Origin of the sequence: Methylophilus sp. Q8 (genome assembly GCF_000800115.1) — a bacterium.
Lineage (GTDB): Bacteria > Pseudomonadota > Gammaproteobacteria > Burkholderiales > Methylophilaceae > Methylophilus.
Genome location: NZ_JUHE01000001.1, coordinates 2,711,752 through 2,735,557, shown reverse-complemented (window position 1 = coordinate 2,735,557; position 23,806 = coordinate 2,711,752). Strand labels below are relative to the sequence as shown.

The 23,806-nt window shown below is 51.3% G+C and carries 24 protein-coding genes; 11 read left to right on the top strand and 13 right to left on the bottom strand.

All coding sequences use genetic code 11. The features are described 5' to 3' along the window. Nucleotides 1-37 precede the first annotated feature (37 nt). The 12 genes from der to ndk are packed head-to-tail and all read right to left on the bottom strand — an operon-like array spanning nucleotide 38 to nucleotide 11,974. Complete coding sequence (der, locus tag GQ52_RS12915; RefSeq protein WP_019882087.1) at nucleotides 38-1,471, bottom strand: ribosome biogenesis GTPase Der; 1,434 nt, start codon at nucleotides 1,469-1,471, stop codon at nucleotides 38-40. Continuing rightward, entirely contained in the window at nucleotides 1,471-2,685 is a 1,215-nt protein-coding gene (bamB, locus tag GQ52_RS12910) for an outer membrane protein assembly factor BamB (RefSeq protein WP_047518248.1), read from the bottom strand. Before bamB ends, der begins: the two co-directional genes overlap by 1 nt. Nucleotides 2,686-2,691: 6 nt before the next feature. Next, nucleotides 2,692-3,330, bottom strand: a complete 639-nt coding sequence (locus GQ52_RS12905; RefSeq protein ID WP_047518246.1) for a tetratricopeptide repeat protein — start codon at nucleotides 3,328-3,330, stop codon at nucleotides 2,692-2,694. Nucleotides 3,331-3,369: 39 nt separating this feature from the next. Continuing rightward, nucleotides 3,370-4,179, bottom strand: coding sequence for an ATP-binding cassette domain-containing protein (locus GQ52_RS14040; RefSeq protein WP_081979361.1), 810 nt, complete (start codon nucleotides 4,177-4,179; stop codon nucleotides 3,370-3,372). A 10-nt stretch (nucleotides 4,180-4,189) separates the two neighbouring features. After that, a complete protein-coding gene (locus tag GQ52_RS14035) occupies nucleotides 4,190-5,014 on the bottom strand; it encodes an ABC transporter ATP-binding protein (protein ID WP_047518754.1) in 825 nt (274 codons plus the stop codon). Continuing rightward, a complete protein-coding gene (locus GQ52_RS12890; RefSeq protein WP_024929955.1) occupies nucleotides 5,011-5,766 on the bottom strand; it encodes an SIMPL domain-containing protein in 756 nt (251 codons plus the stop codon). The genes GQ52_RS14035 and GQ52_RS12890 overlap by 4 nt, the downstream gene beginning before the upstream one ends. Nucleotides 5,767-5,790: 24 nt before the next feature. Continuing rightward, on the bottom strand, nucleotides 5,791-7,050 hold the full coding sequence (gene hisS, locus GQ52_RS12885) for a histidine--tRNA ligase (protein WP_047518245.1): 1,260 nt from the start codon (nucleotides 7,048-7,050) through the stop codon (nucleotides 5,791-5,793). A gap of 22 nt (nucleotides 7,051-7,072) precedes the next feature. Further along, entirely contained in the window at nucleotides 7,073-8,353 is a 1,281-nt protein-coding gene (gene ispG / locus GQ52_RS12880) for a flavodoxin-dependent (E)-4-hydroxy-3-methylbut-2-enyl-diphosphate synthase (RefSeq protein WP_081979360.1), read from the bottom strand. 2 nt (nucleotides 8,354-8,355) lie between these two features. Next, nucleotides 8,356-9,591, bottom strand: a complete 1,236-nt coding sequence (locus GQ52_RS12875; RefSeq protein ID WP_047518240.1) for a RodZ domain-containing protein — start codon at nucleotides 9,589-9,591, stop codon at nucleotides 8,356-8,358. After that, nucleotides 9,592-10,392 (bottom strand): type IV pilus biogenesis/stability protein PilW, encoded by an 801-nt coding sequence (pilW, locus tag GQ52_RS12870; protein WP_024929959.1) that lies wholly within the window; start codon nucleotides 10,390-10,392, stop codon nucleotides 9,592-9,594. It abuts the gene before it with no gap. Nucleotides 10,393-10,395: 3 nt separating this feature from the next. Further along, nucleotides 10,396-11,514 (bottom strand): 23S rRNA (adenine(2503)-C(2))-methyltransferase RlmN, encoded by a 1,119-nt coding sequence (gene rlmN / locus GQ52_RS12865; RefSeq protein WP_019882098.1) that lies wholly within the window; start codon nucleotides 11,512-11,514, stop codon nucleotides 10,396-10,398. Nucleotides 11,515-11,569: 55 nt separating this feature from the next. Continuing rightward, nucleotides 11,570-11,974, bottom strand: coding sequence for a nucleoside-diphosphate kinase (ndk, locus tag GQ52_RS12860; protein WP_019882099.1), 405 nt, complete (start codon nucleotides 11,972-11,974; stop codon nucleotides 11,570-11,572). Between the two features lie 289 nt (nucleotides 11,975-12,263). On the opposite strand from ndk, the gene GQ52_RS12855 reads away from it, so the two are divergent. The 7 genes from GQ52_RS12855 to GQ52_RS12825 all read left to right on the top strand — a co-directional run bounded on the left by GQ52_RS12855 (nucleotide 12,264) and on the right by GQ52_RS12825 (nucleotide 20,668). Further along, on the top strand, nucleotides 12,264-13,472 hold the full coding sequence (locus GQ52_RS12855; RefSeq protein WP_047518237.1) for a formylmethanofuran dehydrogenase: 1,209 nt from the start codon (nucleotides 12,264-12,266) through the stop codon (nucleotides 13,470-13,472). Continuing rightward, entirely contained in the window at nucleotides 13,469-15,136 is a 1,668-nt protein-coding gene (locus tag GQ52_RS12850; protein ID WP_019882101.1) for a formylmethanofuran dehydrogenase subunit A, read from the top strand. Before GQ52_RS12855 ends, GQ52_RS12850 begins: the two co-directional genes overlap by 4 nt. Beyond that, a complete protein-coding gene (gene fhcD / locus GQ52_RS12845) occupies nucleotides 15,136-16,062 on the top strand; it encodes a formylmethanofuran--tetrahydromethanopterin N-formyltransferase (protein WP_024929962.1) in 927 nt (308 codons plus the stop codon). Before GQ52_RS12850 ends, fhcD begins: the two co-directional genes overlap by 1 nt. Then, nucleotides 16,059-16,730 carry a formylmethanofuran dehydrogenase gene (locus tag GQ52_RS12840; protein ID WP_047518235.1) on the top strand — a complete coding sequence of 224 codons (672 nt, stop codon included), beginning with the start codon at nucleotides 16,059-16,061 and terminating at the stop codon, nucleotides 16,728-16,730. The genes fhcD and GQ52_RS12840 overlap by 4 nt, the downstream gene beginning before the upstream one ends. A 108-nt stretch (nucleotides 16,731-16,838) precedes the next feature. Then, on the top strand, nucleotides 16,839-17,765 hold the full coding sequence (locus GQ52_RS12835) for a rhodanese-related sulfurtransferase (RefSeq protein ID WP_047518234.1): 927 nt from the start codon (nucleotides 16,839-16,841) through the stop codon (nucleotides 17,763-17,765). 118 nt (nucleotides 17,766-17,883) lie between these two features. Further along, entirely contained in the window at nucleotides 17,884-20,067 is a 2,184-nt protein-coding gene (locus GQ52_RS12830; RefSeq protein ID WP_047518233.1) for a bifunctional diguanylate cyclase/phosphodiesterase, read from the top strand. Nucleotides 20,068-20,146: 79 nt separating this feature from the next. Then, nucleotides 20,147-20,668, top strand: a complete 522-nt coding sequence (locus GQ52_RS12825; protein ID WP_047518231.1) for an HPP family protein — start codon at nucleotides 20,147-20,149, stop codon at nucleotides 20,666-20,668. Here the strand turns inward: GQ52_RS12825 and GQ52_RS12820 are convergent. Continuing rightward, nucleotides 20,665-21,648 (bottom strand): integron integrase, encoded by a 984-nt coding sequence (locus GQ52_RS12820; protein ID WP_047518229.1) that lies wholly within the window; start codon nucleotides 21,646-21,648, stop codon nucleotides 20,665-20,667. The two genes, GQ52_RS12825 and GQ52_RS12820, sit on opposite strands and share 4 nt — an antisense overlap. A 147-nt stretch (nucleotides 21,649-21,795) precedes the next feature. Here GQ52_RS12820 and GQ52_RS13775 point away from each other — a divergent pair, with 147 nt between their 5' ends. From GQ52_RS13775 to sugE, 4 genes are all read left to right on the top strand, one after another. Next, nucleotides 21,796-22,350 carry a hypothetical protein gene (locus GQ52_RS13775; RefSeq protein ID WP_052179124.1) on the top strand — a complete coding sequence of 185 codons (555 nt, stop codon included), beginning with the start codon at nucleotides 21,796-21,798 and terminating at the stop codon, nucleotides 22,348-22,350. 74 nt (nucleotides 22,351-22,424) lie between these two features. Continuing rightward, nucleotides 22,425-22,832, top strand: coding sequence for a GFA family protein (locus tag GQ52_RS14030; RefSeq protein WP_200884060.1), 408 nt, complete (start codon nucleotides 22,425-22,427; stop codon nucleotides 22,830-22,832). A gap of 101 nt (nucleotides 22,833-22,933) precedes the next feature. Next, nucleotides 22,934-23,371 (top strand): SRPBCC domain-containing protein, encoded by a 438-nt coding sequence (locus GQ52_RS14025; protein WP_081979358.1) that lies wholly within the window; start codon nucleotides 22,934-22,936, stop codon nucleotides 23,369-23,371. Between the two features lie 105 nt (nucleotides 23,372-23,476). Further along, on the top strand, nucleotides 23,477-23,797 hold the full coding sequence (sugE, locus tag GQ52_RS12800; protein ID WP_047518225.1) for a quaternary ammonium compound efflux SMR transporter SugE: 321 nt from the start codon (nucleotides 23,477-23,479) through the stop codon (nucleotides 23,795-23,797). Nucleotides 23,798-23,806 lie beyond the last annotated feature (9 nt).

Here is a 23,806-nt window from a genome sequence, read left to right as displayed (position 1 = left end):
AGATGAGTGAGCAGGGCGACTGCTCACCACATCAGTATTATTTTTTAGTTTTATTTTGCTCGTTACGCTGTTTCAGCTTGGCGCGCATCTCGTTTTTGCGACGACGCATGGTCACCAGGCCTTCACCTTTTTTGCGCTCTTCTTCTTTGTCAAACGGGTTTTCACCCTGGTTGTATTGCACGCGTAAAGGCGTACCCACTAATTGGAAAGCCTTGCGGAAAATACCTTCAAGATAGCGCGTATAACTGGCTTTAATGCCATCAATATGGTTGCCATGTATCACCACGATAGGTGGGTTTGAGCCGCCCTGGTGCGCATAACGTAACTTGGGGCGAATGCCGCGGCTAATTGGTGGTTGATGTTGCGTTGTTGCTTCGCCTAATACACGCGTTAACTGCGGCGTGGCCAGATCGATCATGGCGGCCTTAAAGGCAACGTCTACTGAAGCCAGTAACTCATTGAGGCCTTTTTTGCGTAGCGCTGAAATATAGTGAAACTTGGCAAAGTCGAGGAACTGCAATTTACGGTCAATTTCGCGCTTGATCCACTCGCGCTCATCATCTTGCAGGCCATCCCATTTGTTAATGGCAACTACTAGTGCGCGTCCGGCATCAACAATATAAGCGGCCACATGCGCATCTTGTTCGGTAATGCCATCCTTGGCATCCACCACCAGAATAGCCACATTGGCGTCTTCAATTGCCTGCATGGTTTTAATGACAGAGAATTTTTCAACGGCCTCAAACACTTTGCCGCGTTTGCGTACACCGGCAGTATCAATAATGGTGTATTGCTTGCCATTCTTCTCGAGCGCGATTTCGATAGAGTCACGTGTGGTGCCCGGCTGGTCAAACGCAATCACGCGATCCTCACCTAACAGGGCATTGACCAGTGTGGATTTGCCGACGTTAGGGCGGCCAACAATCGCAATTCTTGGCGTGTCATGATTGACTGGCTCAGCGGCTTCGGGTTCTTTTTCGCTGATGGTTTCCAGGGCCAGTTCGATCAGGTCGCGCACACCTTCGCCGTGGGCAGATGAAATGGATAAAGGATCGCCCATGCCCAGTTCATGAAAGTCTGCACTGACGATGGCTTTGCGCATGCCTTCGGTTTTGTTGACGGCAAGTAGGATAGGGCGCTGCGCTTTGCGCAAGGTTTGCGCAATGGTGAATTCCTGTGGCGTCAGGCCAGCACGCGCATCAACCAAAAAGATAATGACATCGGCTTCGTCGATCGCCAGCAGAGTTTGCTTGGCCATTTCCTTCAGAATGCCAGTGTCTGCGGTTGGCTCAAAGCCGCCGGTATCAATCACCAGGTAAGGTTGGCTGGCACCCAGGCCGCGGCCATAGTGACGATCACGCGTCAGGCCAGGTAAATCGGCAACCAGTGCATCACGCGATCTGGTTAAACGATTAAATAAGGTGGATTTGCCGACGTTAGGCCGGCCAACAAGTACGATGGTAGGTAGCATTATTTGTATGTGACTGCGTAAAGGTGGCCGTCACGCGACTGCGCAAAGAACTGATTGGCATTGCTGCCTGCAATCAGCGACATCAGGGGTTTGGAACCCAATTGTAGTCGGCCAACAAAACTGCCATCATCCTGGCTGAGTAAGTGGATATAACCTTCGAGATCGCCGACAGCGACCACATTGCTCAAAGGCAGCGGCACTGTCAAATGGCGGTAGCCCAGGTTGCCCTGGCGCCAGAAGGTTTTACCATTGGTGCTGTCCAGTGAATAGACTGAACCCATGGTATGGCTTAGGTAGATTTTGTTATTTTCTGCGGTCAGGCCGACATAGCTGGAAATGTCACGGTTCCACACCACCTGGCCACGCTGGCGGTCAACGGCGGCCACTTTTCCTTGGTAGGCGACCACATAGACTAATGGTCCATCGACAAATGGCAGGCTGGTGATGTCGGCAATACGCTCGATTTCTGTCACGCCTTTAGGTTGGGCAACGGTTGCTTCCCATACCAGTTTGCCATTATCAGCACGAATCGCGACCAGTTTCCCGCCAGGGAAACCTGCATAGACTGCGCCGCTATCAACCACAATGCCCGCTTGTGTTTTGAGTGAGAGGGAAGGGGTGGCGCGCTCATAAGACCACTTGCGACGACCATCTGCGGCGTCAATGCCGTAAATATGGTGGTCGCTGGTGCGCACAATTACCGTACCATCGTAATAACGGGGTTGTCCTTGTACTTCGCTACTGAGTACGGCACTCCAAAGCTTTTTACCATTGACGTTTAAAGCAAATAAGTGTCCCTTGCTGGTGCCGACCAATACCAGCCCACCACCCAGCCCTGCGCCACTGCTAATGGGTTCGCCAAGTTCGGTTTCCCAGATTGTTTTGCCGGTTTCAGCCGACAATTGCATTACGCTGCCTTCAGCGTTGACGGTGTAAATCAGGTTGTCTGCCAGCACTGGCGTATAAGTGAAGCGCCCGGGTGAACCTACATCCACTGACCACTGAATGCGTGTTTCATAAGAGGACTTGATCTCTTCCAGCTCGACAGGCGGGTTGGCCGGTTCTGCGCCAAAAATGCTTTCACTGATATTGGTTTTAACATCATTGAATGCCGTGCATGCAGACAGCCCGCTACCGAGTAAAAACAAGGCGGCGAGCGTGGCATGTTTAAGTGAGTGCGGCTGGTTGCGCAGAGCAGGTAAGAGAGACCTCATTGGCAATTATCCCAAGGCATCCAGCTTTTGCTGGGTCAGGTAAAACAGTTTGCCTTCTGGGTCCAGGCCTTGCAGGGCTTTGTTGTAAGCGTCTTTGGCTTCTTTCTCTTGCTTGTTAGCAATGTAAATATCGCCAAGCAAGGCGTTTTTGATGCCATCAAAGCCTTTGTCGTCAATGGCGGACAAGGTTTTTTTGGCGTCATCCAACGCGTTACGTTCAATTTGCAAACCGGCAATTTCAACCGCGGCCATCTGTTTGATGGCTGGCTCTTTAGCTTCAGCCAAGGCCCAGCGCAGTTGCTTTTCTGCAGCGTCTGATTGCTTGGCTTCATGCAATGCACGGGCAGCAAACAGCGCAGCACGGCCAGCGTATGGCGTCATGCTGTAGTCTGCTTCAATGGCTTGCGCATCTTTACTGATTTGCTCGGCTTTTTTGCTGTCAACATCCAGCAGCGATGTGCTGACCAGGGTTTGGTAAGCGGTGGATGCAGCGGTAGCCTTGCTGTTCATCCAGGATTGGTAGCCTTGCCAGCCACCATATGCCACTGCGGCGGCAATCACCAGGCGAGTGGCCAGTTTTCCATGTTTGTTCCACCAGGCTCTAAACTCGTCCAGTTGTTCCTGTTCTTCCAAATCGTATGCCATTGCAATGTTCCTGCGTGTTCTTATTGAATGAAGGTGAGATTAAGCGGTTATTGCACGTAACCCATGGCCGGGAATCGCGCTAAGTAACTGTTGTGTATATTTTTGCTGGGGAGCATTATAAATGGTTTCTACGCTTCCTTGCTCAATTACTTTGCCTTTTTGCATCACCAGTACCTCGTCTGCAATATGCCTGACCACGCGTAAATCATGGGTGATAAACAAATAACTGAGCCCCATTTCCTGCTGTAATTGCTTGAGTAGCAGCAATATCTGCGCTTGTACCGACACATCCAGTGCGGATACTGGCTCGTCACAAATCAATAATTTTGGTTGTAGTATCAGGGCGCGGGCAATGCCGATACGCTGGCGTTGGCCGCCAGAGAACTGATGCGGATATTTGTGTGCATCCTCAGCTTGCAAACCGACTTTTTTCAGCATCTGCACGACGCTGTCATGCTGTTGCTGTGTATTGCCGATGCCATGGATGACCAGGCCTTCTGCAATAATTTCGCCGACCCGCATTCTGGGGTTGAGTGAAGCAAACGGGTCCTGAAACACCATTTGAATATGGCGGCGCGCTGTGCGTAATGCCGATTTATCCAGGGCCAGGAAGTCCTGGCCGTCGAAAATGACTTCACCGCTATCCAACGGTAATAAGCGCAAGATGCCGCGTGCCAGAGTAGATTTGCCACTGCCGGATTCACCAACCACTGCCAGGGTCGAGCCTTGTTTGAGTTGCAGGCTGACATCGTCTAGCGCGTGTATGGTATGCGCGTTAAGGCCCAAGGTGCCGGTGCGCTGGCGATAGGTTTTATGCAGATGGCGTACTTGCAGCAAAATATCAGTCATGGTGGTTCCATCAGGCTGGCGTCAGCCAGTCATAGGTCATGGGCTGCAACACTTTTTTGCCTTCGGCATCTGGTACGCAGGCAAGCAGGGCGCGTGTATAAGGGTGTTGTGGCGATTGCAGCACTTGCGTCACGCTGCCGGATTCGACAATTTCACCGCGGAACATGACGATGACTTCATCGGCAATATCGGCGACCACACCGAAATCATGTGTGATGAACAACATGGCCATCTGCAGGCGGTTTTTTAAATCGTCCAGCAAGCGTAATACTTGCGCCTGTACTGTGACATCCAGGGCCGTGGTGGGCTCATCCGCAATCAGTAAAACAGGTTCGCAGGCAATACTCATGGCAATCATCACGCGTTGGCGCTGGCCGCCAGAAAGCTCATCCGGATAACTGTCTGCCCGCGTGGGATCTATACCCACTTGCTCCAGCAATGCGGCTACTTTTTGTTTGAGCGCCTGACCTTTGAGGCCCAAGTGTGTTTGCAACGGTTCGCCGATTTGAAAGCCAATGGTCAGCACCGGATTCAGTGAAGTCATCGGCTCCTGGAAAATCATGCCCATTTGTCTGCCACGAAGGTGCTGCATGGCGGTTTCATTGAGCTGGCCGATATCCTGACCCTGAAAAAACACTTGTCCTTGCATGCGCAATTGCGGTGAAAGTAATTTCATTACACTCAGTGCAGTCAGACTTTTACCGCTACCAGATTCACCGACGATGCAGGTGGTTTTGCCACGTGCCAGGGTCAGTGATACCTGGTTGACCAGCTTGCGCTCAGGTGATTGCGCTGGGCTAATACTGAGTTGATGGATGCGCAGGATTTCTGTCATTCGATGTTATAGACCACAGTCACGACCACGCGCGCAATTTTATCTACAGTGGATTTATCGTAAATGCCACCATAGCTGTTGTCGCTGTCTTCACCGCCGGTGGCAGGCAAAATATAAAACGCGCCCTGGCTGGCAGACTTCATGACGCCTACCTTGACGCCATCCTGTTTAACAAACTCGGTCGCCCGCGTGCGTGCATTTTTAGTGGCATCGGCAATCAGTGACATTTTGACGGTTTCCAGATTGCTGACCAGGAATTCTGGCGGTTGTGAAGTGACAGGGTGATTGTCTGCACGCAAACTTAAAATAGCCTGGTTGGCGGCCGCGATTTTTTTGAGGTCTTTGGTACTGATATGCACACTTTGGTAGCCCTCAAAGCCACGTTGTACCTGGCGCGGGCTGTCATGTACATATTCTTCTTCGTAATGCGGCCCCAGCGTTTGTACATCCACGGTACGCATACTGGAATCCAGGCCTTGCAGGTCTAAAAAGTTTGCCAGTACGGCACGCTCACGATCAATCGCCTGCAGGGTTTCTGCCTGGGTAGGCGCTACCACGCCGATATTGATGGTCCATTGCGCGCGGTCAGCTTTGACTGGTTTTTCTGCCAGGCCTTTGACGGTGATGGATTGCTGGCTGGAGACGGCATGTTTTGCCTGCACGCCAAGAATAAATGCTGCGGACGCCATGCCCACTGCCAGAAGCAGGCCTAATGCCGTCATGGCATTAAAAAAGTGTTTTTGCTCTGACATCCGGCCTCCTATGGCATGAAACAATTAACTGGATTGTACGATGTTCAATACCTGATCAAGACTCACACGTGCTTGTTCGCCTTGTCCCAGCATGGGTTTCAGGCTGAGCTCATTGGCTGCCGCTTCGTCATCGCCTAAAATGGCCGCAAATCTGGCACCACTGCGATCCGCTTTTTTCATCTGCGATTTGAAGCTGCCACCACCGGCGTGCAGCACGACATTCAAGCCCATGCTACGCAGACTTTCGGCGACGGTAAAGGCTTTCTGCTCGGCCAGTGCGCCGACATTGACCAGATAGATATCTGCCTGGTTGCTTGCAGTGACGCCGTATTCTTGCATGAGCAGGAAAACACGCTCCAGGCCGATGCCAAAACCACAGGCAGGCGTTGCGCTACCGCCGATGCGTTCTACCAGGGTATCGTAGCGGCCTCCACCGGCAATCGTGCCCTGGGCGCCCAGTTTGGTGGTGACCCACTCGAACACGGTGCGGTTGTAGTAATCGAGCCCGCGCACCAGCCTATGATTAATGGTATAAGCAATGCCAGCTTGGTCGAGCAGGGCGCACAGACGTGCAAAGTGCAGTTTGGAGGTGTCGCCCAGGCAATCCATCAATTTAGGCGCTGCTTCGCACATGGCCTGCATGCGTGGATTCTTAGTATCCAGGATACGCAAAGGATTACTTTGCAGGCGGCGCTTGGCATCTTCATCCAGCAGGTCTGCGTGCTGCTCAAAATAAGCAATCAGTGTTTGGCGATATTGCGCGCGCTCATCTGCATCACCGATACTATTTAACTGTAATTCAACGTCGGCAATACCAAGCGCTTGCCATAGCCGTGCTAACAATACAATTTGCTCGGCATCGACATCCGGGCCTTCAAAGCCAAATGCTTCAACACCAATCTGGTGAAATTGGCGCTGGCGGCCTTTTTGCACGTTTTCATGGCGGAACATCGGGCCCATATACCACAGGCGCTGTGGGCCATTGTAGGTGAGGTTGTGTTCTACCACCGCGCGTACACAGCCAGCAGTGCCTTCCGGACGCAGGGTCAGTTTGTCGCCATTGAGCTTGTCTTCCCAGGCATACATTTCTTTTTCAACAATATCGGTGTGCTCACCAACGCTGCGCACAAACAACTCGGTGGGTTCGACCAGCGGCATGCGGATGTTGTTGTAACCATACTGGCCCAGGATACGGCGTGCGGTATCTTCCAGTTTGAACCAGAGCGGTGTGGCCTCCGGCAGAATGTCGTAAAAGCCTTTAATCGATTGAAATTTTTGTGTCATGAGATACTAAAGTGCGATTATTCTAGAGTGCGACGATGGGAATGATGCTGGATTTGGCAGCGCGCAGCTTGCCACCATCGGCGTAATGTGTGCGGACGTATTCGTCCACAATTTGTTGAAATTCTTCGGCGATATGGTCACCTTTGAGGGTGACGGTTTTTTCACCATCGACAAACACTGGCGCGACGGGGACTTCGCCCGTGCCAGGTAAGCTGATGCCGATATTGGCCAACTTGGATTCACCGGGGCCGTTGACGACGCAGCCCATGACGGCCACATTCAGGGTTTCCACCCCCGGGTATTGGGCGCGCCAGACTGGCATCTGATTACGTAACCAGGTCTGGATTTTCAATGCCAATTCCTGAAAGTAAGTGCTGGTGGTGCGGCCGCAGCCAGGGCAGGCCGTGACTAATGGTGTAAATGAGCGTATGCCCATGGTTTGCAGAATTTCCTGCGCAACCACCACCTCTTTGGTACGGGATTCGGTCGGTTCAGGCGTTAATGACACGCGTATGGTGTCGCCTATGCCTTGCTGTAACAAAATGGCTAACGCTGCGGTAGATGCAACAATGCCTTTAGAGCCCATGCCGGCTTCAGTCAGGCCTAAATGCAAAGGGTAATCACAACGTTTGCCCAACTCCTGATACACCAGCACCAAGTCTTGCACATTGCTCACTTTGCAAGAAATAATGATTTGATTCGGGCTTAAGCCTAAGTCAACTGCTTGTTGCGCGCTTTCCAGTGCAGATTGAATCAGTGCTTCACGCATGAGGGCATCGGCGGATAAGGGATTGGCGGCTTTGCCATTATCATCCATCATCTGTGCCATTTTGGCCTGGTCCAGACTGCCCCAGTTCACGCCAATACGCACTGCTTTTTTATAGTGGATGGCAGCTTCAATCATGGCGGCAAACTGTTCGTCGCGCTTGCTGCCTTTGCCGACATTACCTGGGTTGATGCGGTATTTTGCCAGTGCTTCTGCGCAGTCGGGATAGGCTTGCAACAGTTTGTGGCCGTTAAAGTGAAAGTCGCCTACCAGCGGCACATTGCAGCCAAGTGCATCCAGGCCCTTACGAATGGTTGCCACTTGTGCCGCCGCTTCGGCGCTGTTGACGGTAATACGGACTACTTCTGAGCCGGCTTGCCATAGTTCATAAACCTGGGCGATCGTGCCTGCGGCATCTGCCGTGTCAGTGTTGGTCATGCTTTGCACCACCACGGATGCGGTGGACGAGCCTTGCAGGCCACCGCCAACCGCAACGTGTCCAACCATGACCTGAAGGCTGTTTCTACGGGATATCATGGTTATTTCAATTGAATGCGTGCAACGCGGCCACGGGTAGCCTGCGTTAAATCATAAGGCTGGTTATCAATCGTCAGCTGGGTGCCACTGGCATGACCAACCGTGATATTGACCGGTTTTTCGGTTGTGACCTGACGCTCAGAACCCGCAGGCATTACTTCGCTAAATACTTTCTTGCCTTGCATATCCTCAATACGAACCCAGGAGTCTTCATTGACTTTAAACACCAGGCTGGCTTTTTGCGGCTCGCTGGCTTGCAGGGTGGTACTTTCTGCGGCCTGCGTGGTGGCTGGCGTAGGCGTGCTCACAATGGTGTTATTGGCAATGGCATTGTTCGCAGATAGTGTATTGGCTGCATTGCTTGTTGCGTCATTGCCAGTCACTGTTGCTGCCGGCACTGCATTGTCGACAGTCGTTGTCGTGCTGGCATCTACATTTTCTGTGACTGGAGCAACTGTTGTTGTGGCTGGCGCGGGCGCCGCTTCAGGTGCCGGGATGGCAATTTCCTGTCCGGTGGTTTCACCGATTTCATCCACATCAAGTGCCAAAGCCGCATCTTTCAAGGCTTGTGGCTTGATATGGTTGATATAAAAATAGGCCGCAATGCCTGCCAGAATCAGGAAGATCAGGAATGTTAACAGCCGTTGCGGGCGAAACACAGGTACCGGCTTATCGATCACTGATCGGCTGGCATTAGAGCGTACGCTCAGTGGCAACGGTGCTTTGTTGGGCACGATGCGCTGATAGGCTTCAAGAATCGGATTGACGTCGATATTGAGCAAGCGCGCATAATTGCGAATAAAGCCACGCACAATGCTTGGCTGTGGCAATTTCTCAAAGTCATCTTGTTCAATCGCCTGAATCTGTTTGATGCCCAGTCTCAGTTGGCTGCACACCTCATGTATGCTCAGGCCTTGTGCTTCACGCGCTGCTTTCAGCACGTTGCCGCAACCTGAACCATAGGCCAGGGGGGCATTGGCTTGTTGTGGGGCGCTCTCTAATGCCATCGCAGCACCATATTCTTCAGGGGCATCAGATGCCGTCGCGTGTTCGGCAGGCGTTGTCGCCTGGGTAAATTCATCACTGGCTTGTCCCTGCTGACTCTCCATGGCCACCTGGTAGGCCTGACCAGATAGCTGGTCGGTCTCTGCCTTGCGTTTACGACCGCGTTTAGGCTTATCTGTTGCCTCTGCCGGTACAGGATTGACGTTGGTTTTGTCTTCTGACGTCACGTGCATTTACTCCATTTTCAGCAATTGTTTGGTTTCGTTGGCATTGGGGAACAATTTATGCAATTGAACGCTGTAGTAGCTGGCATCATCCGGCATTTGCAATGCCCGGCAAATGCGTACTGCCAAAAATAATGACTCTGGTGTGGGGGCAACGTTCACACTATTTTGCAAGGTATTCAACGCCAGTGCTGGTTCGCCACGTGAAAATTGCAGATTGGCCAGTTGATAAGCACTGGCATGCGCCAATGGATCGACTTGCAAGGCGTGAAAGAAATAGTTCTCTGCCTGGGTTTTCTGTTGTGCACGCAAGGCACAGACGCCCGCATTGTAAAGCGCAATTTGTGGTGTTTTATACAGAGGGTTTTTCACCGCCTGCATAAATTCTTTTTGTGAGGCGTCATATTTGCCCTGGTCGCACAAAAAACGACCATAGTTATTATGCGATTCAGAGTTTGCCGGTTGTAGCTGGATAGCGCGTTTAAACGCTTCTTCAGCGCGGCCTTGTTCGCCAAGGGCGGCGTATACCAGGCCAAGGCCATTGTAAGCAAGTGCATAGTTGGGGCTACGCTCAACAGCCGTGTTGAATTCTTCCAGGGCTACTTCATAACGTCTGAGGCGAAAATATTCTGCGCCTAATTCTGTGTGCACGCGTGCAGATTCCACATCGCCGGTTTCGCGGCCTATGGGTTGCTGTTCATACGGTGAGTTATTGCTATTCGACGATGGGTTTTGTGCACAACCTGTCAGCCACAGCGCAGAGGCCAGGGTAAGCATGACCGCGGATGGCGTGAAGAAGGTTGTTTTCATGGCTTACTGTTCCGGATGAATCGCAATGGTTTTTTCTGTACGTCGGGTTTTGTCCAGCACCTTGCCAGCAAGTTGTCCGCAGGCAGCATCAATATCATCGCCGCGTGTTTTGCGCACAGTCACGACAAACCCTGCCTGCATTAACATATCACGAAACGCGCGCACCTGCATCGGTTTGGACGTGCCGTAACCGCTGTTAGGGAACGGGTTAAAAGGAATCAGGTTAAATTTGCACGGCACATTGCGCACAATATTAATCAATTGCTTGGCATGTTCCAGCGTGTCATTCACGCCATCCAGCATCACATATTCAAACGTCACAAAGTCACGTGGTGCTTTGACCAGGTAACGCTCACAGGCAGCCATCAGGTCTTTGATCGGGTATTTCTTATTGATGGGTACAATCTCGTCGCGCAAGGCGTCGTTAGGCGCATGCAGGGAAACAGCCAAAGCGACCGGGCAGTCTTCTTTCAAGCGATCCATCGCTGGCACCATGCCGCTGGTCGAGAGTGTCACGCGACGGCGGCTAAGGCCATAGGCGCTGTCATCCAGCATGATCTGCATGGCGGTGACCACGTTGTCATAGTTGGCCAACGGCTCACCCATGCCCATCATCACCACGTTGGAGATAATGCGCTCGCCGGGTGGCAATAAGTCGTAGCCTGGTGCCTGGCGCAAGGCATGGTTGGCAATCCACAACTGGCCGATGATTTCGGACACATTGAGGTTGCGGTTAAAGCCCTGACGACCGGTGCTGCAGAAGGTGCATTCCAATGCACAGCCCACCTGGCTGGAAATACACAGCGTGCCACGATCATCTTCTGGGATAAAAACGGTTTCCACACTATTGCTGGTGCCGTCTTTAAGGTTGTTGGTGCCGACCAGCCATTTGCGTGTGCCATCATCAGACACTTGCTCCAACTGAATGTCCGGCAACTTGAATTCGGTTTCCTGGCGCAGTTTTTCGCGCAGGGTTTTGGCAATATCGGTCATCTGTTCGAGATCAAGAATCCCGAAATGATGCATCCAGCGCATCAATTGCTTGGCGCGAAAAGGCTTCTCGCCGAGGCTTGCAAAGTACTCGGCGAGTTGCGGTTGGTTAAAGTTGAGTAAGTTAACCAAGTGTATTTCCTAGTTCGGTATTCATTTAAACGTCAATCACTGACGAAAATTGTGATTAGCCGAAGAAGTATTTGATTTCGATCGCTGCATTTTCCAATGAATCGGAACCGTGCACAGCGTTAGCATCAATGCTTTCAGCGAAGTCAGCACGGATAGTGCCTGGCGCTGCATCTTTAGGGTTAGTTGCACCCATCAGTTCGCGGTGTTTCAATACTGCGTTTTCGCCTTCCAGCGCTTGGATCATCACTGGACCGGAAATCATGAACTTCACCAGGTCGTTGAAGAAAGGACGCTCTTTGTGCACAGCGTAAAAGCCTTCAGCTTCTGCTTGTGTCAATTGTGCGAATTTAGCAGCCACGATTTTCAAACCGGCGTTTTCAAAACGGGTGTAGATTTGACCAATCACGTTTTTTGCAACTGCGTCTGGTTTGATAATGCTGAGTGTGCGCTCTAAAGCCATGAGAACTCCAAATAATTAATTAACAAGAAAAACAAACGACTATTCTACTATTTTTAACGTGATTGATAAACCGCATTCATGCACCTAAGTCGTATTCACACACCTAAGTGATGACTTGTATCCGTTTATTGCTTTAAATAGCAGGCATTCATTGCTTTATTTTTTTTATCTATCCCAGTGAGTTGTTTTATGATGTGCTAAGCGAGTTGTTTTATGATGTGATGGTTTCTAACGATCACGTGCATATTCGCCATTGAGATGGACGATCAAAACGAGAGACCTATAAGCCATGACAAATCAACAAGACATCATGCATGCATGCCCGGCCTGTGGCTTGCTATGTGACGATATTTCGGGGGATGCCATTGCCAGACAGCAGTTTTCGTGTGGTAAGGCAGCAAAATTCTATGCGCGGGTGAGCGCAGGTGCAGCGCCAGCGGTGGGTGGCCGTGCTGCGTCACTGACGGAAGCAGTGAAGTCGGCAGCGGCTTTGCTCAAGCAGGCAAGCGCACCACTGGTGGCGGGCAGCAGTACTGATGTCCATGGGGCACGCGCACTGGTCAGCCTGTCTCATGCGACCGGTGCGGCCATGACGCATATCAACGCCAGCAGCACTTTGCGCAATATGAAGGTGTTGCAACATCGCGGCTGGCAGACGACGACGCTGACAGAAGTACGCAACCGCGCTGATGTGATTCTGATGATAGGCACGGATGTCGTCAGCCATAACACCCGTTTCTTTGAACGTGTGGTGTGGGTGGATGAAGCCATGTTTACCGAACCAGCTGCGCGCAAGATTATTTACCTGGGCGGCGATAAGCTAAATACCAAGCCTGGCGTTGCGCCGGATGGTCGTGCCCCTGAGGTGATTGCCTGTGCTGCTGAGTCTTTGCCAGAAGTCGTCGCCACCTTGCGCGCGCTGGTGATGGGCAAGCCCGTGACGGCTGAAACCGTCGCCGGTGTGGCGGTGAGCAGTTTGAAATCACTGGCGGACACGTTGAAAACCGCCAAATATGCGACGCTGGTGTGGGTATCCAAAGACCTGCATTACGCGCACGCTGAACTCACGATTGAAAATATGACTGAAACTGTGGTTGCGCTAAACCAGAAGAGCCGCGCTATGGGCCTATCCATGGGAGGTAGTGATGGTGACACCAGTGTGAATTATGCGCATACCTGGCTCAACGGCGTCATTATTGATGCGCCGGAATGGGAAAGTCATGATGCAGTCGTGTGGGTGAATAGCTACAGCCCCAATGCCATGCCGCCTGCAGGCACAGCCCCAGTGATTGTACTGGGCGCGGCTGACAGCACATTTGACACGGCACCTGCCGTGTTTATCCCGGTGGCGACGCCAGGCCTGGATTGTAATGGCCAACAATTTCGTGTCGACGGTTCGGTGACTTTGCCACTGACTGCAGCCAAGCCTTCTGACTTGCCAACTTTGTCGCAAGTAGTGGCCCTGATAGAAGCCCAATTAAAAGGAGATTTGGCATGATTACGCTACTCAAAAATGCCAAAGTGATTGATCCTGCCCACCACAAAGATGGCGTGGTACAGGATATTTATATCCGCGATGGCCGTATTATCGCCAAACCGGCTGACAGTGAAAAGATCGGCCAGGTGCACGACCTCAATGGCAAGATTGTCATGGCCGGTGCCATTGATATGCATAGTCATATTGGCGGCGGTAAGGTCAATATCGCACGTATGCTGCTGCCGGAATATCAGGCCATGCGCAAACTGGACGAACCTGAAGCACATATTTGTGGTGCCAACTGTAGCCATCACGCGACGCCGAATACCACTGATACCGGCATGCGTTATATTGAGATGGGCTACACCGCGGCGTTTGAACCGGCAATTCTGGCGGTGAATGCACGTCAGGCGCATATGGAGATGGGTGATACGCCCATGATCGATAAAGGCGGTTACGCCATGCTGGGCAACGATGATTATTTGTTGCGCCTGCTGAGCCAGAACGCCGACCAGAAAACCATTAACGACTACGTGGCGTGGACCTTGCACGCGACGCAAACCATCGGTATTAAAGTGGTCAACCCGGGCGGTATTTCTGCTTTCAAGTTTAATGAGCGTCGCCAGGATTTAGACCAGCAACATAGCTATTACCACATTACGCCGCGCCGTATCTTGCAGGCCTTGAGCCGCGCCGTGAACGAGATTGGCATTGCCAAGCCCTTGCATGTGCACTGTAACAACCTGGGCGTGGCCGGTAACTTCCAGACTACGCTGGATACCATGGGGGCTAGCGATGGCTTGCCCATGCATTTGACGCATATCCAGTTTCACAGCTATGGTACAGAGGGTGACAAAAAGTTTTCTTCTGCTGCGGCCAATATTGCAGAGGCGATCAATAGCAACAAACACATTACCGCCGATGTCGGCCAGATCCTGTTTGGGCAAACGGTCACCGCGTCTGGTGACAATATGATGCAGCATTTAAACGCCAAAGTTGCCAATCCGAAAAAGTCGGTGATTATGGACATTGAGTGCGATGCTGGCTGTGGTGTCGTGCCATTTAAATACCGCGATGAAAACTACGTCAATGCCTTGCAATGGGCAATTGGCCTCGAAGTGTTCTTGAGTGTCGATGATCCTTGGCGCGTGTTCCTGACTACCGATCACCCGAATGGCGCACCGTTTACCAGCTATCCACACCTGATCCGCTTGCTGATGGATAAAACCTTCCGTAATGATGCTTTTGATAAGCTCAACCTGGATGCGCAAGCCATGAGCAACCTAAAGTCATTGGATCGTGAGTACAGTTTGTATGAAATCGCCACCATGACACGTTCAGCACCAGCCAAATTGATTGGCCTGCAAGACCGCGGTCATCTGGGCATAGGCGCAGCGGCAGATATTACGGTGTATACCGATCAGGCCGATAAAGAAGCCATGTTTGCCAAACCTGACCTGGTGTTTAAAGACGGCGAACTGGTGGTAAAAGAGGGCAAAGTGGTGAAAGTAGTATGGGGCGCAACGCATACCGCCAAGCCTTCGTTTGATGTGGGCGTTGAAAAAGACATCAAGCAGTATTTTGACCGCTACCACACCATGCAAATGAATAATTTTAAAATTTCCAATGACCAGATTGCGGAAGATGGCCGCAACCATGTCATTAACCATACGCAGGGGTCATGATGGTTATTAACGGAGTAGAGATTGACGATACCTTTGCCGAAGCATTCAATATGCGCGGTACGCGTATCCTGATTACCGCGCAAAATCTGCGCTGGGCGTATAACGCCGCCAATGCCATGACTGGTTTTGCCACCAGTGTGATTGGCTGCGGCGTAGAGGCGGGCATCGAGCGTGAATTGACTGCAGACGAAACGCCGGATGGCCGTCCAGGCCTTAGCGTGCTGATGTTCGCCATGGGCAGCAAGGTGCTGATGCAGCAACTGGAAACGCGCATGGGACAATGTATTTTGACTTGCCCGACAGCGGCTGCGTTTGCTGGCATTGAGTCTGAAGACATGATCAGCCTGGGCAAGCATTTACGCTTTTTTGGCGATGGCCACCAGGTGTCCAAACAAATCCCGGATGCCTCGGGCAAACTCAAGCGCTACTGGCGTATCCCGGTCATGGATGGTGAGTTTTTAACCGAAGAAACCACCGGTATGGTACGTGCCATTGGCGGCGGCAACTTCCTGGTGTTGGGCGCCAGCCAGGCACAAGTGCTCACTGCCTGTGAGGCAGCGATCGATGCCATGCGTAAACTGCCTAACGTGATTATGCCGTTCCCAGGCGGCGTGGTGCGCTCTGGTTCCAAGGTAGGTAGTAAATACCCGAAAATGTTCGCCAGTACCAATGATGCATTCTGCCCGACGCTCAAAGGCGTCGTGAAAAGCGAGCTCGATCCGCGCGTCGAAAGCGTGATGGAAATTGTGGTCAACGGCCTGACGTTTGAAGATATTGCGCTTTCCATGAAAGCAGGTATTGAAGCGGCCTGTCGCTTGGGCAAGGAGAACGGCATTTTTCGTGTTTCTGCCGGTAATTACGGCGGCAAGTTAGGTCAACATCACTTTAAACTGCGGCCAATTTTAAGCGGGGAGGTCACCGCATGAGTCACATCACTTTAACGGCGAAAGCTGTCTCTCGCAGTGTCGATTGCCGCACTTTGTTGCCACAAGCCTTACAAGGTAAAACCGTGGCTGAGATTACAGCCATGAAACTGGCTGCAAACTTAAGCGTGGCGGATGTGTTTGAAGTCAATGTCGACACGGCTTCAGAAGCCCCGGCCGTGACATTTAAAAACACCACTTCTGCCCATCAATATATCGGCTTTGGCATGACCAGCGGACAAATTAACGTGACAGGGGATGCCGGAGATTTTTTAGGTGCGCAACTGCAAAACGGTGTGTTGATTTGCAAAGGTAACGCCGGCGCCCGCGCAGGCGACCGTATGCGTCGTGGCATGTTGCTGATTGAAGGCAACGCCGGTGATTATTGTGCTTCTGACATGATGGCTGGCACGCTGGGTGTACTGGGTACAACGGGCGCATACCTGGGCTATGGCATGAAGCGTGGTACCTTGTTATTGGCGAACACACCAGCCGCGCAAGCGACCTGGATAGACTGCGGTTTTCACATACTGCCTTTCCTCAATATCTTGTATAAGTCTTTCAAGCGGTTGGATAGCCGCTTTGCACAGGTCAGCAGCCAACGCGTGCAGCGCTGGATGGGCGATATGGGTGGCCTTGGCAAAGCTGAAATCCTGGTGATCCAGCCCTGATAAGCTGTTTTTGCGATGTTTGATGAACGGGCCTTGCGCCCGTTTTTCTTTTTGCATCATAGAGTTACAGTGGTAAAATCGCGTTTTTGCAATGAACCACATTCTCACATGAGCCAATTTCTCACTGCCGCCCTCTACAAATTCGTCACCCTGAATGATTACAAAGACCTGCAACAACCGATTTTAGAGGCTTGCCAAAAGCTGCATATCAAAGGCACCTTACTGCTGGCAAATGAAGGCATTAACGGCACTATTGCCGGTGCGCCTGAGGATATCCGTGCCATTCTGGCGCATTTACGCCAGGATCCACGGTTGGTGGATTTGGAGCATAAAGAGTCATGGGCGGATAGTCATCCGTTTTACCGCATGAAGGTCAAGCTGAAAAAAGAAATTGTCACCATGGGCGTGCAGGGCGTAGATCCGAATGACGTGGTGGGCACGTATGTGAAGCCTGAAGACTGGAACGCCATTATTTCCGACCCGGACGTGATTGTGCTGGATACGCGCAATGATTACGAAGTGCATATCGGTACCTTCAAGGGCGCCATCGATCCGAAAACAACGACTTTCCGTGAGTTTCCACAATATGTGGCCGACAACCTGGATAAAAACAAACACAAAAAAGTGGCTATGTTCTGCACTGGCGGCATCCGCTGTGAAAAAGCGTCTTCTTTTATGAAACAGCAGGGGTTTGAAGAGGTGTATCACCTGCAAGGTGGCATCCTCAAATACCTGGAAACCATTCCTCAAGAGCAAAGCCTGTGGGAAGGGGATTGTTTTGTGTTTGACCAGCGCGTGGCCGTCAAACATGGCCTGGAAGTGGGCGACCATGACCAATGCTATGCCTGCCGCATGCCATTGACCCAGGAAGAAATGCAAAGCGAACAATATGAAGCAGGTATCTCTTGCCCTTATTGTTTCGATAAGTTATCGGCAGACAAAAAAGAGTCGCTGCGTGAACGCCAGAAGCAAGTCAAACTGGCCAGATTACGCGGCCAGAGCCACATTGGGGATGTGCAAAAGCATCACGACTAACATCACGCTGAGGCATCCGCTGCGGCTTTTTTTGTAGGGCATCATTTAAAATAATTATATTTATGCTAAATTAAACCGCCAAGACATCAGTCAAAAGCTCTCAAATAAGGAGATTGTGATGAAGTGCCCTGTAATACTGGCCAATGAGCAATCAAGGTTGCAAGCCTTGTATGACCATGGTTTGAATAATGAAGGTTTAGTGAAAAGCCTGGACCCCGTGGTTCAAATTGCTGCCCGTATGTTTGACATGCCAGTGGCTGCTGTCAATATGATAGGCAGTGACCATGTCTTTTTTGCCGCGGTCACCGGCGTCGGTGAAGTCGATATGCGTCGCGACGTGTCTTTTTGCGCGCATGCTATCAATCAGATGGAAGTAATGGTGGTGCCCGATGCCACGCAGGATGAGCGCTTCCATGATAATCCGCTAGTCACTGGCGAGGCGCAATTGCGGTTTTATGCCGGTGTCCGCTTGCTTTCACCCGATGGCCTGGCATTGGGGGCCTTATGTGTGGTGGATAACCAGCCACATTTCGATTTTTCTCCTGATGATCAACGCCGCTTACAGGAACTGGCACAGATGGTTTCTGACCGGCTGGAGCTTAAGCGCATCGAAACCCATACCAATCGCTCCCGACCCGACTTTGCCTCTTATGCGGGGCATTCTTCTACACCCGTGGTCTGGTTTAATGACCACGGCCAAATCACCGCCTGGAACACGGCTGCCGCGCAATCTCATGGCTACAGTCTGGCAGAAGGTATCGGCCAGCCGGTTGAAATGCTGCTGGTCGAGCGTGACCGCGCGACTTTCCGCGACATGGTTTCTCGCGCCGTGGCTGCCGGATCCCTTGATGACCTTGATATGTCTTTTGAAGCGCGCGGTTTACGTAAAGGCGGCAGCGAGTTTCAACTCGGCTTCTCGCTGTTCGGCTGGAAAGCCGAAGGTGAAATGCGTTTTGAAGTCATCCTGAAAGACATTACGGCCCAGCGACTGACAGCGCCTGTGACTGACCAGCAAAATACGCTGGATCCGCTCACTGGTTTGGCTAACCGCGCCAGATATTACCGAGTCGTCGAAGACGCGATTATTGCCAATATCCCGATTGCGGTACTCATGATTGATTTTGATAGCTTTAAAGATATCAATGACACTCTGGGGCACGCCTGTGGGGATAGTATTCTTAAGGAAATGGCTCATCGCCTGAGCCAGATGGTGGGTGCAGCAGGCGTGGTGGCACGTATAGGTGGCGACGAGTTTGCGATTGTGCTGCTTGATGTAGCCAGCCCGGAGTACGCGTTGGCGCTTGCGGAGCAGGCCATTAATTTAATTGCCCAGCCGATGGTGATACGTGAAGATGAAGTGCGTGTAATTGCAAGCTGCGGTGTGGCGCTGGCGCCTATTCATGCCCACGAAACGCTGGAACTGGTCAGCGATGCTGATTTGGCCCTGTTTAAAGCCAAAGCCATGGGGCGTGGGCGCGCCTGCGTGTTCAGCCCGGTATTGCGCCTGGAGGCTGTCGCCAGGCGCCTGTATGCCATGGAGTTGTACCGCGCAGTCAATGAAGGCGAGTTTTTGCTCTATTACCAGCCACAGGTTAACCTGACCACCGGCACCGTGACCGGGGCGGAGGCGTTGATACGCTGGCGCCATCCCAAACGCGGCATTCTGGCACCGATTTCATTTTTACCTGCCCTCGAAAATGGCACGCTGGCTGCCACCGTCGGTGCCTGGGTGCTGGATGAGGCCTGTGCGCAAGTGTCTTATTGGCGCAGGCATACAGGCGCTGATTTGCGTATCGGCGTCAACCTGTTTGGCGCGCAGTTCCAGGCGGGGGATTTATATGCAGAGGTGGTCTCCACGCTGGCGAGGCATGGTCTGCCGCCTTCTGCCCTGGAGCTGGAAGTCACAGAAAATATTGCGCTCGATGGCGATGAAGTGGTGCTGAATATTTTGCACAGGCTGAAAGCCTATGGCGTTGGTATTGCGTTTGATGATTTTGGCACCGGATACGCATCGCTCAGTCAGCTCAAAACCTATCCACTCACGCGTATTAAAATTGACCGTAGCTTTGTGCAAGGCATGCTGGAGCAGAAGAAGGATGATTCTGTAGTCAGTGCGACGCTGGATATCGCGCATGCTTTCGATTTGCAAGCCATTGCAGAAGGCATAGAGACCCAGCAGCAATACGAGTATCTACGTGCCAAACGCTGTGAAGAGGGGCAGGGCGAGTTGTTTGGCAAGCCTATGCCTGCAAGTCAGTTTGCGCAACTGATCGGACTCAATCAATATTCATCGGCGGCTTAACCTAAGCCTTGCCGGGCAGGCTCTCTTTCTGGCAACATTGCGGACGAATGGTCGACTACAATATCTCAGGGAGAGAGAAATGAAATTGTTAGATAAACTTGCCGGTGAGCACGCGGCATTGCCACCAAAGTTCACTGGCAAAGCCATCCTCATGGCTGGGTTGGGCGGCATGATTGCCATCAGTATTGCCGCGCTGATGAGTGCACGGCTAGATCAGTTGCTGGTGCTGGGGTCATTTGGCGCGTCATGTGTCATTTTGTTTGCTTACCCGGATGCACCGTTTGCCCAGCCACGCAATGTGATTGGTGGCCATTTTTTAAGTTCGTTGATCGGTCTGCTGGTGGTGTCGCAACTGGGGGTTGGTTGGTGGGCGCTAGGGATTGCGGTAGGCCTTGCGATTGCGGCCATGATGTTCACACGGACCGTGCATCCTCCCGCAGGCTCCAATCCAGTCATCGTCTGGTTGATCGCCAGCCAGGGTGCCCTGAGCTGGCAGTTTTTGTGGTTTCCCACCCTGTTTGGCGCCATTGTCATCACCGTTGTCGCGCTGGTATATAACAACCTCACGCGTGAGGGGAGCTACCCCAAATACTGGTTTTAAATCACATCTAGCGGGCTACTCACGGCCCGCCCGCCCTTGTTAAGTACATGCGTGTAAATCATGGTAGTTGAGACATCTGCATGTCCAAGTAGCGCTTGCACTGTGCGAATATCATAGCCGCCCTCCAGCAGATGCGTCGCAAAACTATGGCGCAAGGTGTTGGGCGACACCTCCTTCTTAATGCCAGCCTGCGTAGCCGCTTTTTTCACCGCACGCTGTATCGGCTTTTCATCGGCGTGATGGCGATATACCACGCCGGACTGTTGCTCGACCGACAACCTGCTTGATGGAAACACATACTGCCACGTCCAGTCTTTGCTTGCATCCGGATATTTTTTTGCCAGGCTGGTGGGCAGCCATACTTCACCAAAGCCTTTGGCGACATCGGCTATATGCAACGCCTCGACAGACTGTAGATGCGCTTTTAAAGGATTCACCAAACTAGCGGGCAAGAGCGTGATACGGTTTTTGTGGCCTTGTGCATCGCGTACAAAAAATTCCTGTTTGGCAAAATCAATATCCGCGACCCGTAAGCGCAAACACTCCATCACCCGCAAACCGCTGCCATACAGCAAACTTACCAATAACCACATATTGCCATCCAGCCGTGAAAGTATCGCCTGTACTTCTTGTGTGCTTAGCGCCACCGGCAATTGCTTTTTTGCCACCACTTTGGTGACATTTTCAAGCGTTGGCAATGTTTGCCCCAGCACCTCGTCATACAAAAACAACAGGGCGCTTTTCGCCTGGCTTTGCGTGCTGGCTGCCACCTGTTTATCGGTCGCCAAATGGCTTAAAAATGCGGCTACTTCAATCGCACCCATGTCACGTGGGTGCCGCTTGTCATGGAACAGGATATAGCGTTTAATCCACGCTATATAAGACGCCTCAGTGCGCTTGCTGTAATGCTCCACCCGCAAGCGCTCAATGATTAAAGGAAATAACTTAAGCGCCGGTTTTACCTCAGGTGTGTTATCCATAGCGTCACCTCTAAGTTTAGGTGTAATATAAATATTCTAAATGTTGATTTAATTATGACAAGTCATTTTATAAATTTTATAGCCCCTGGATTAAATAAAAAATTAAGTTCGTTTTTTGGGTCTAATTAACGTTAGGTCTTCAGAAACATGTCAAATGTACAACTAGATTTTAAACTTGAAGATGACATATGGTGGGTTGCCAATGCATTATTCCCCTCATGGAAAGGCTTCCAGAATAGAAGCGGGGCTTATGGTGCACAAAGTTCTGCCATTCCTTCTGATGGGCACGTTAAGGTTGTATTTGCCCCTGAGGGCCGAGGAAACGAACCATTAAATGATATTGAATTATCAGCGATTGGTTGGGTAATTGAACATGAAGCAGAATTAACAACAGTAGTACTTGCATCAATTCTAGAAAGCTATCCATCACTCCAAGAACAATACGGCTATTCTGGGAATGAGAAAATAAAATACATGCCCGATATTCAATCTGTAGATGACTTACGAGGTTTAATCGGGCTACATACTATAAACATTCACCCGATACTAAAGCATGGAGTTCCATACATTGGTTTTGAACTAGGCTGTACTTGGGATGATGAGCACGGCCTTGGCGTTCTGATGCATGGCACTCGTACCGTCGAAATTGGCGGTGCAGATACAGCTATATTGTTGTGGATTGCGGAAAACGATGCAGTGTAGACCTAACCCCTCCATCAAGCGGGACTGGCTAAAGCTAGCCCCTTAATTCAAAACGTTAGGTGTGAAAGTGAAAGATGCATATGAAAGGTAGTTGTCTTTGCGGTGGCGTTATATATGAAGTGTCACAGCTTGACACTCCAATCAGTCATTGCTCTTGTCAAACGTGCAGAAAAGCTCATGCCGCAGCTTTTAATACTGCCGCGGGTGTTAAACACTCAAACTTTCGCTGGGTGCGTGGTCAGGAATTATTAAAGTCATTTGAGTCGTCGAAGGGCAAACTCCGTTTCTTTTGTTCAAATTGTGGTACTCATTTAATTGCCCAACGCGCAGAGCAAGAGCATGTAGTTTTACGTGTAGCAACATTGGATGAGTCTCCTCAACAAACCCCCGAATTTCATATTTTCAAGTCTCACGAAGTTTCATGGCTTAAGTATGATGGAGAAATTCCTGCTTATTCAGAATGGCAGCCAGGTCGTGCTTAATAGACCTAACCCCTCTATCAAACGGGGCGCTGCGTGGAAGTACATCTACCATTATGTCAAAGGTTAAGCTTCACGAGTTTTGATAAGTTCGGAGTGATCGTATGCCAGTTGAAGAAAGCGTCATTTTTACTTCCAGGGTTTTGCCATTCTCCCCAGCAGCTATTTACGCTGCTTTTTCATCTCCAGAGTTGCTTGCTGAATGGTGGGGACCGGAAGGGTTCATTAATATATTTGAGGTGTTCGAGTTTAAGGCAGGCGGGCAATGGAAGTTTGTGATGCATGGCCCGGATGGTAAGCGTTATCCGAATGAAAGTGTGTTTGCTGCGCTTGAGCCGAATAGCAAGATCGTGATTGAGCATGTTTGTGCGCCATTATTTACACTGAACGTGAAGCTGACTGCCGTAGCCAATGGCACTGAGGTGAATTGGGCGCAAGCGTTTGCGGATGTTGAGACTGCTGAAGCTGTAAGGCATATTGTCGTGCCAGCCAATGAACAAAATCTGGATAGATTGACGCGCGCGCTGAGCAAGCTAGCATAAGCGCACTTCGCCTATGCAGTTTGAGGTGATATTCTTTGCATGGCGTGGGGACGACCTCACTGCTTTCTTCAATTGGGGACGGCCCTATGTCATTGTGAGGTATGTATGAACTGGGTCATTCTTGTGGTTGCAGGATTGTTTGAAATTGGCTGGGCAGTGGGGCTGAAGTACACCGAAGGGTTTACGCGTGTATGGCCGACGGTGGGCACGGTGCTTTCTATGGTGATTAGCCTTGGTTTGCTGGGGGTGGCGATGAAGTCGCTACCCATGGGCACGGCTTATGCAATTTGGGTAGGAGTAGGCGCGGTTGGCACAGTGATCCTTGGCATTGTGCTGCTAGGTGAGTCGGCACATCCTTTACGGCTGATCAGCCTGGCGTTGATTGTGGCCGGCATTATCGGCTTGAAGTTTGCAACGCCTGTGTAAGCTTTATTG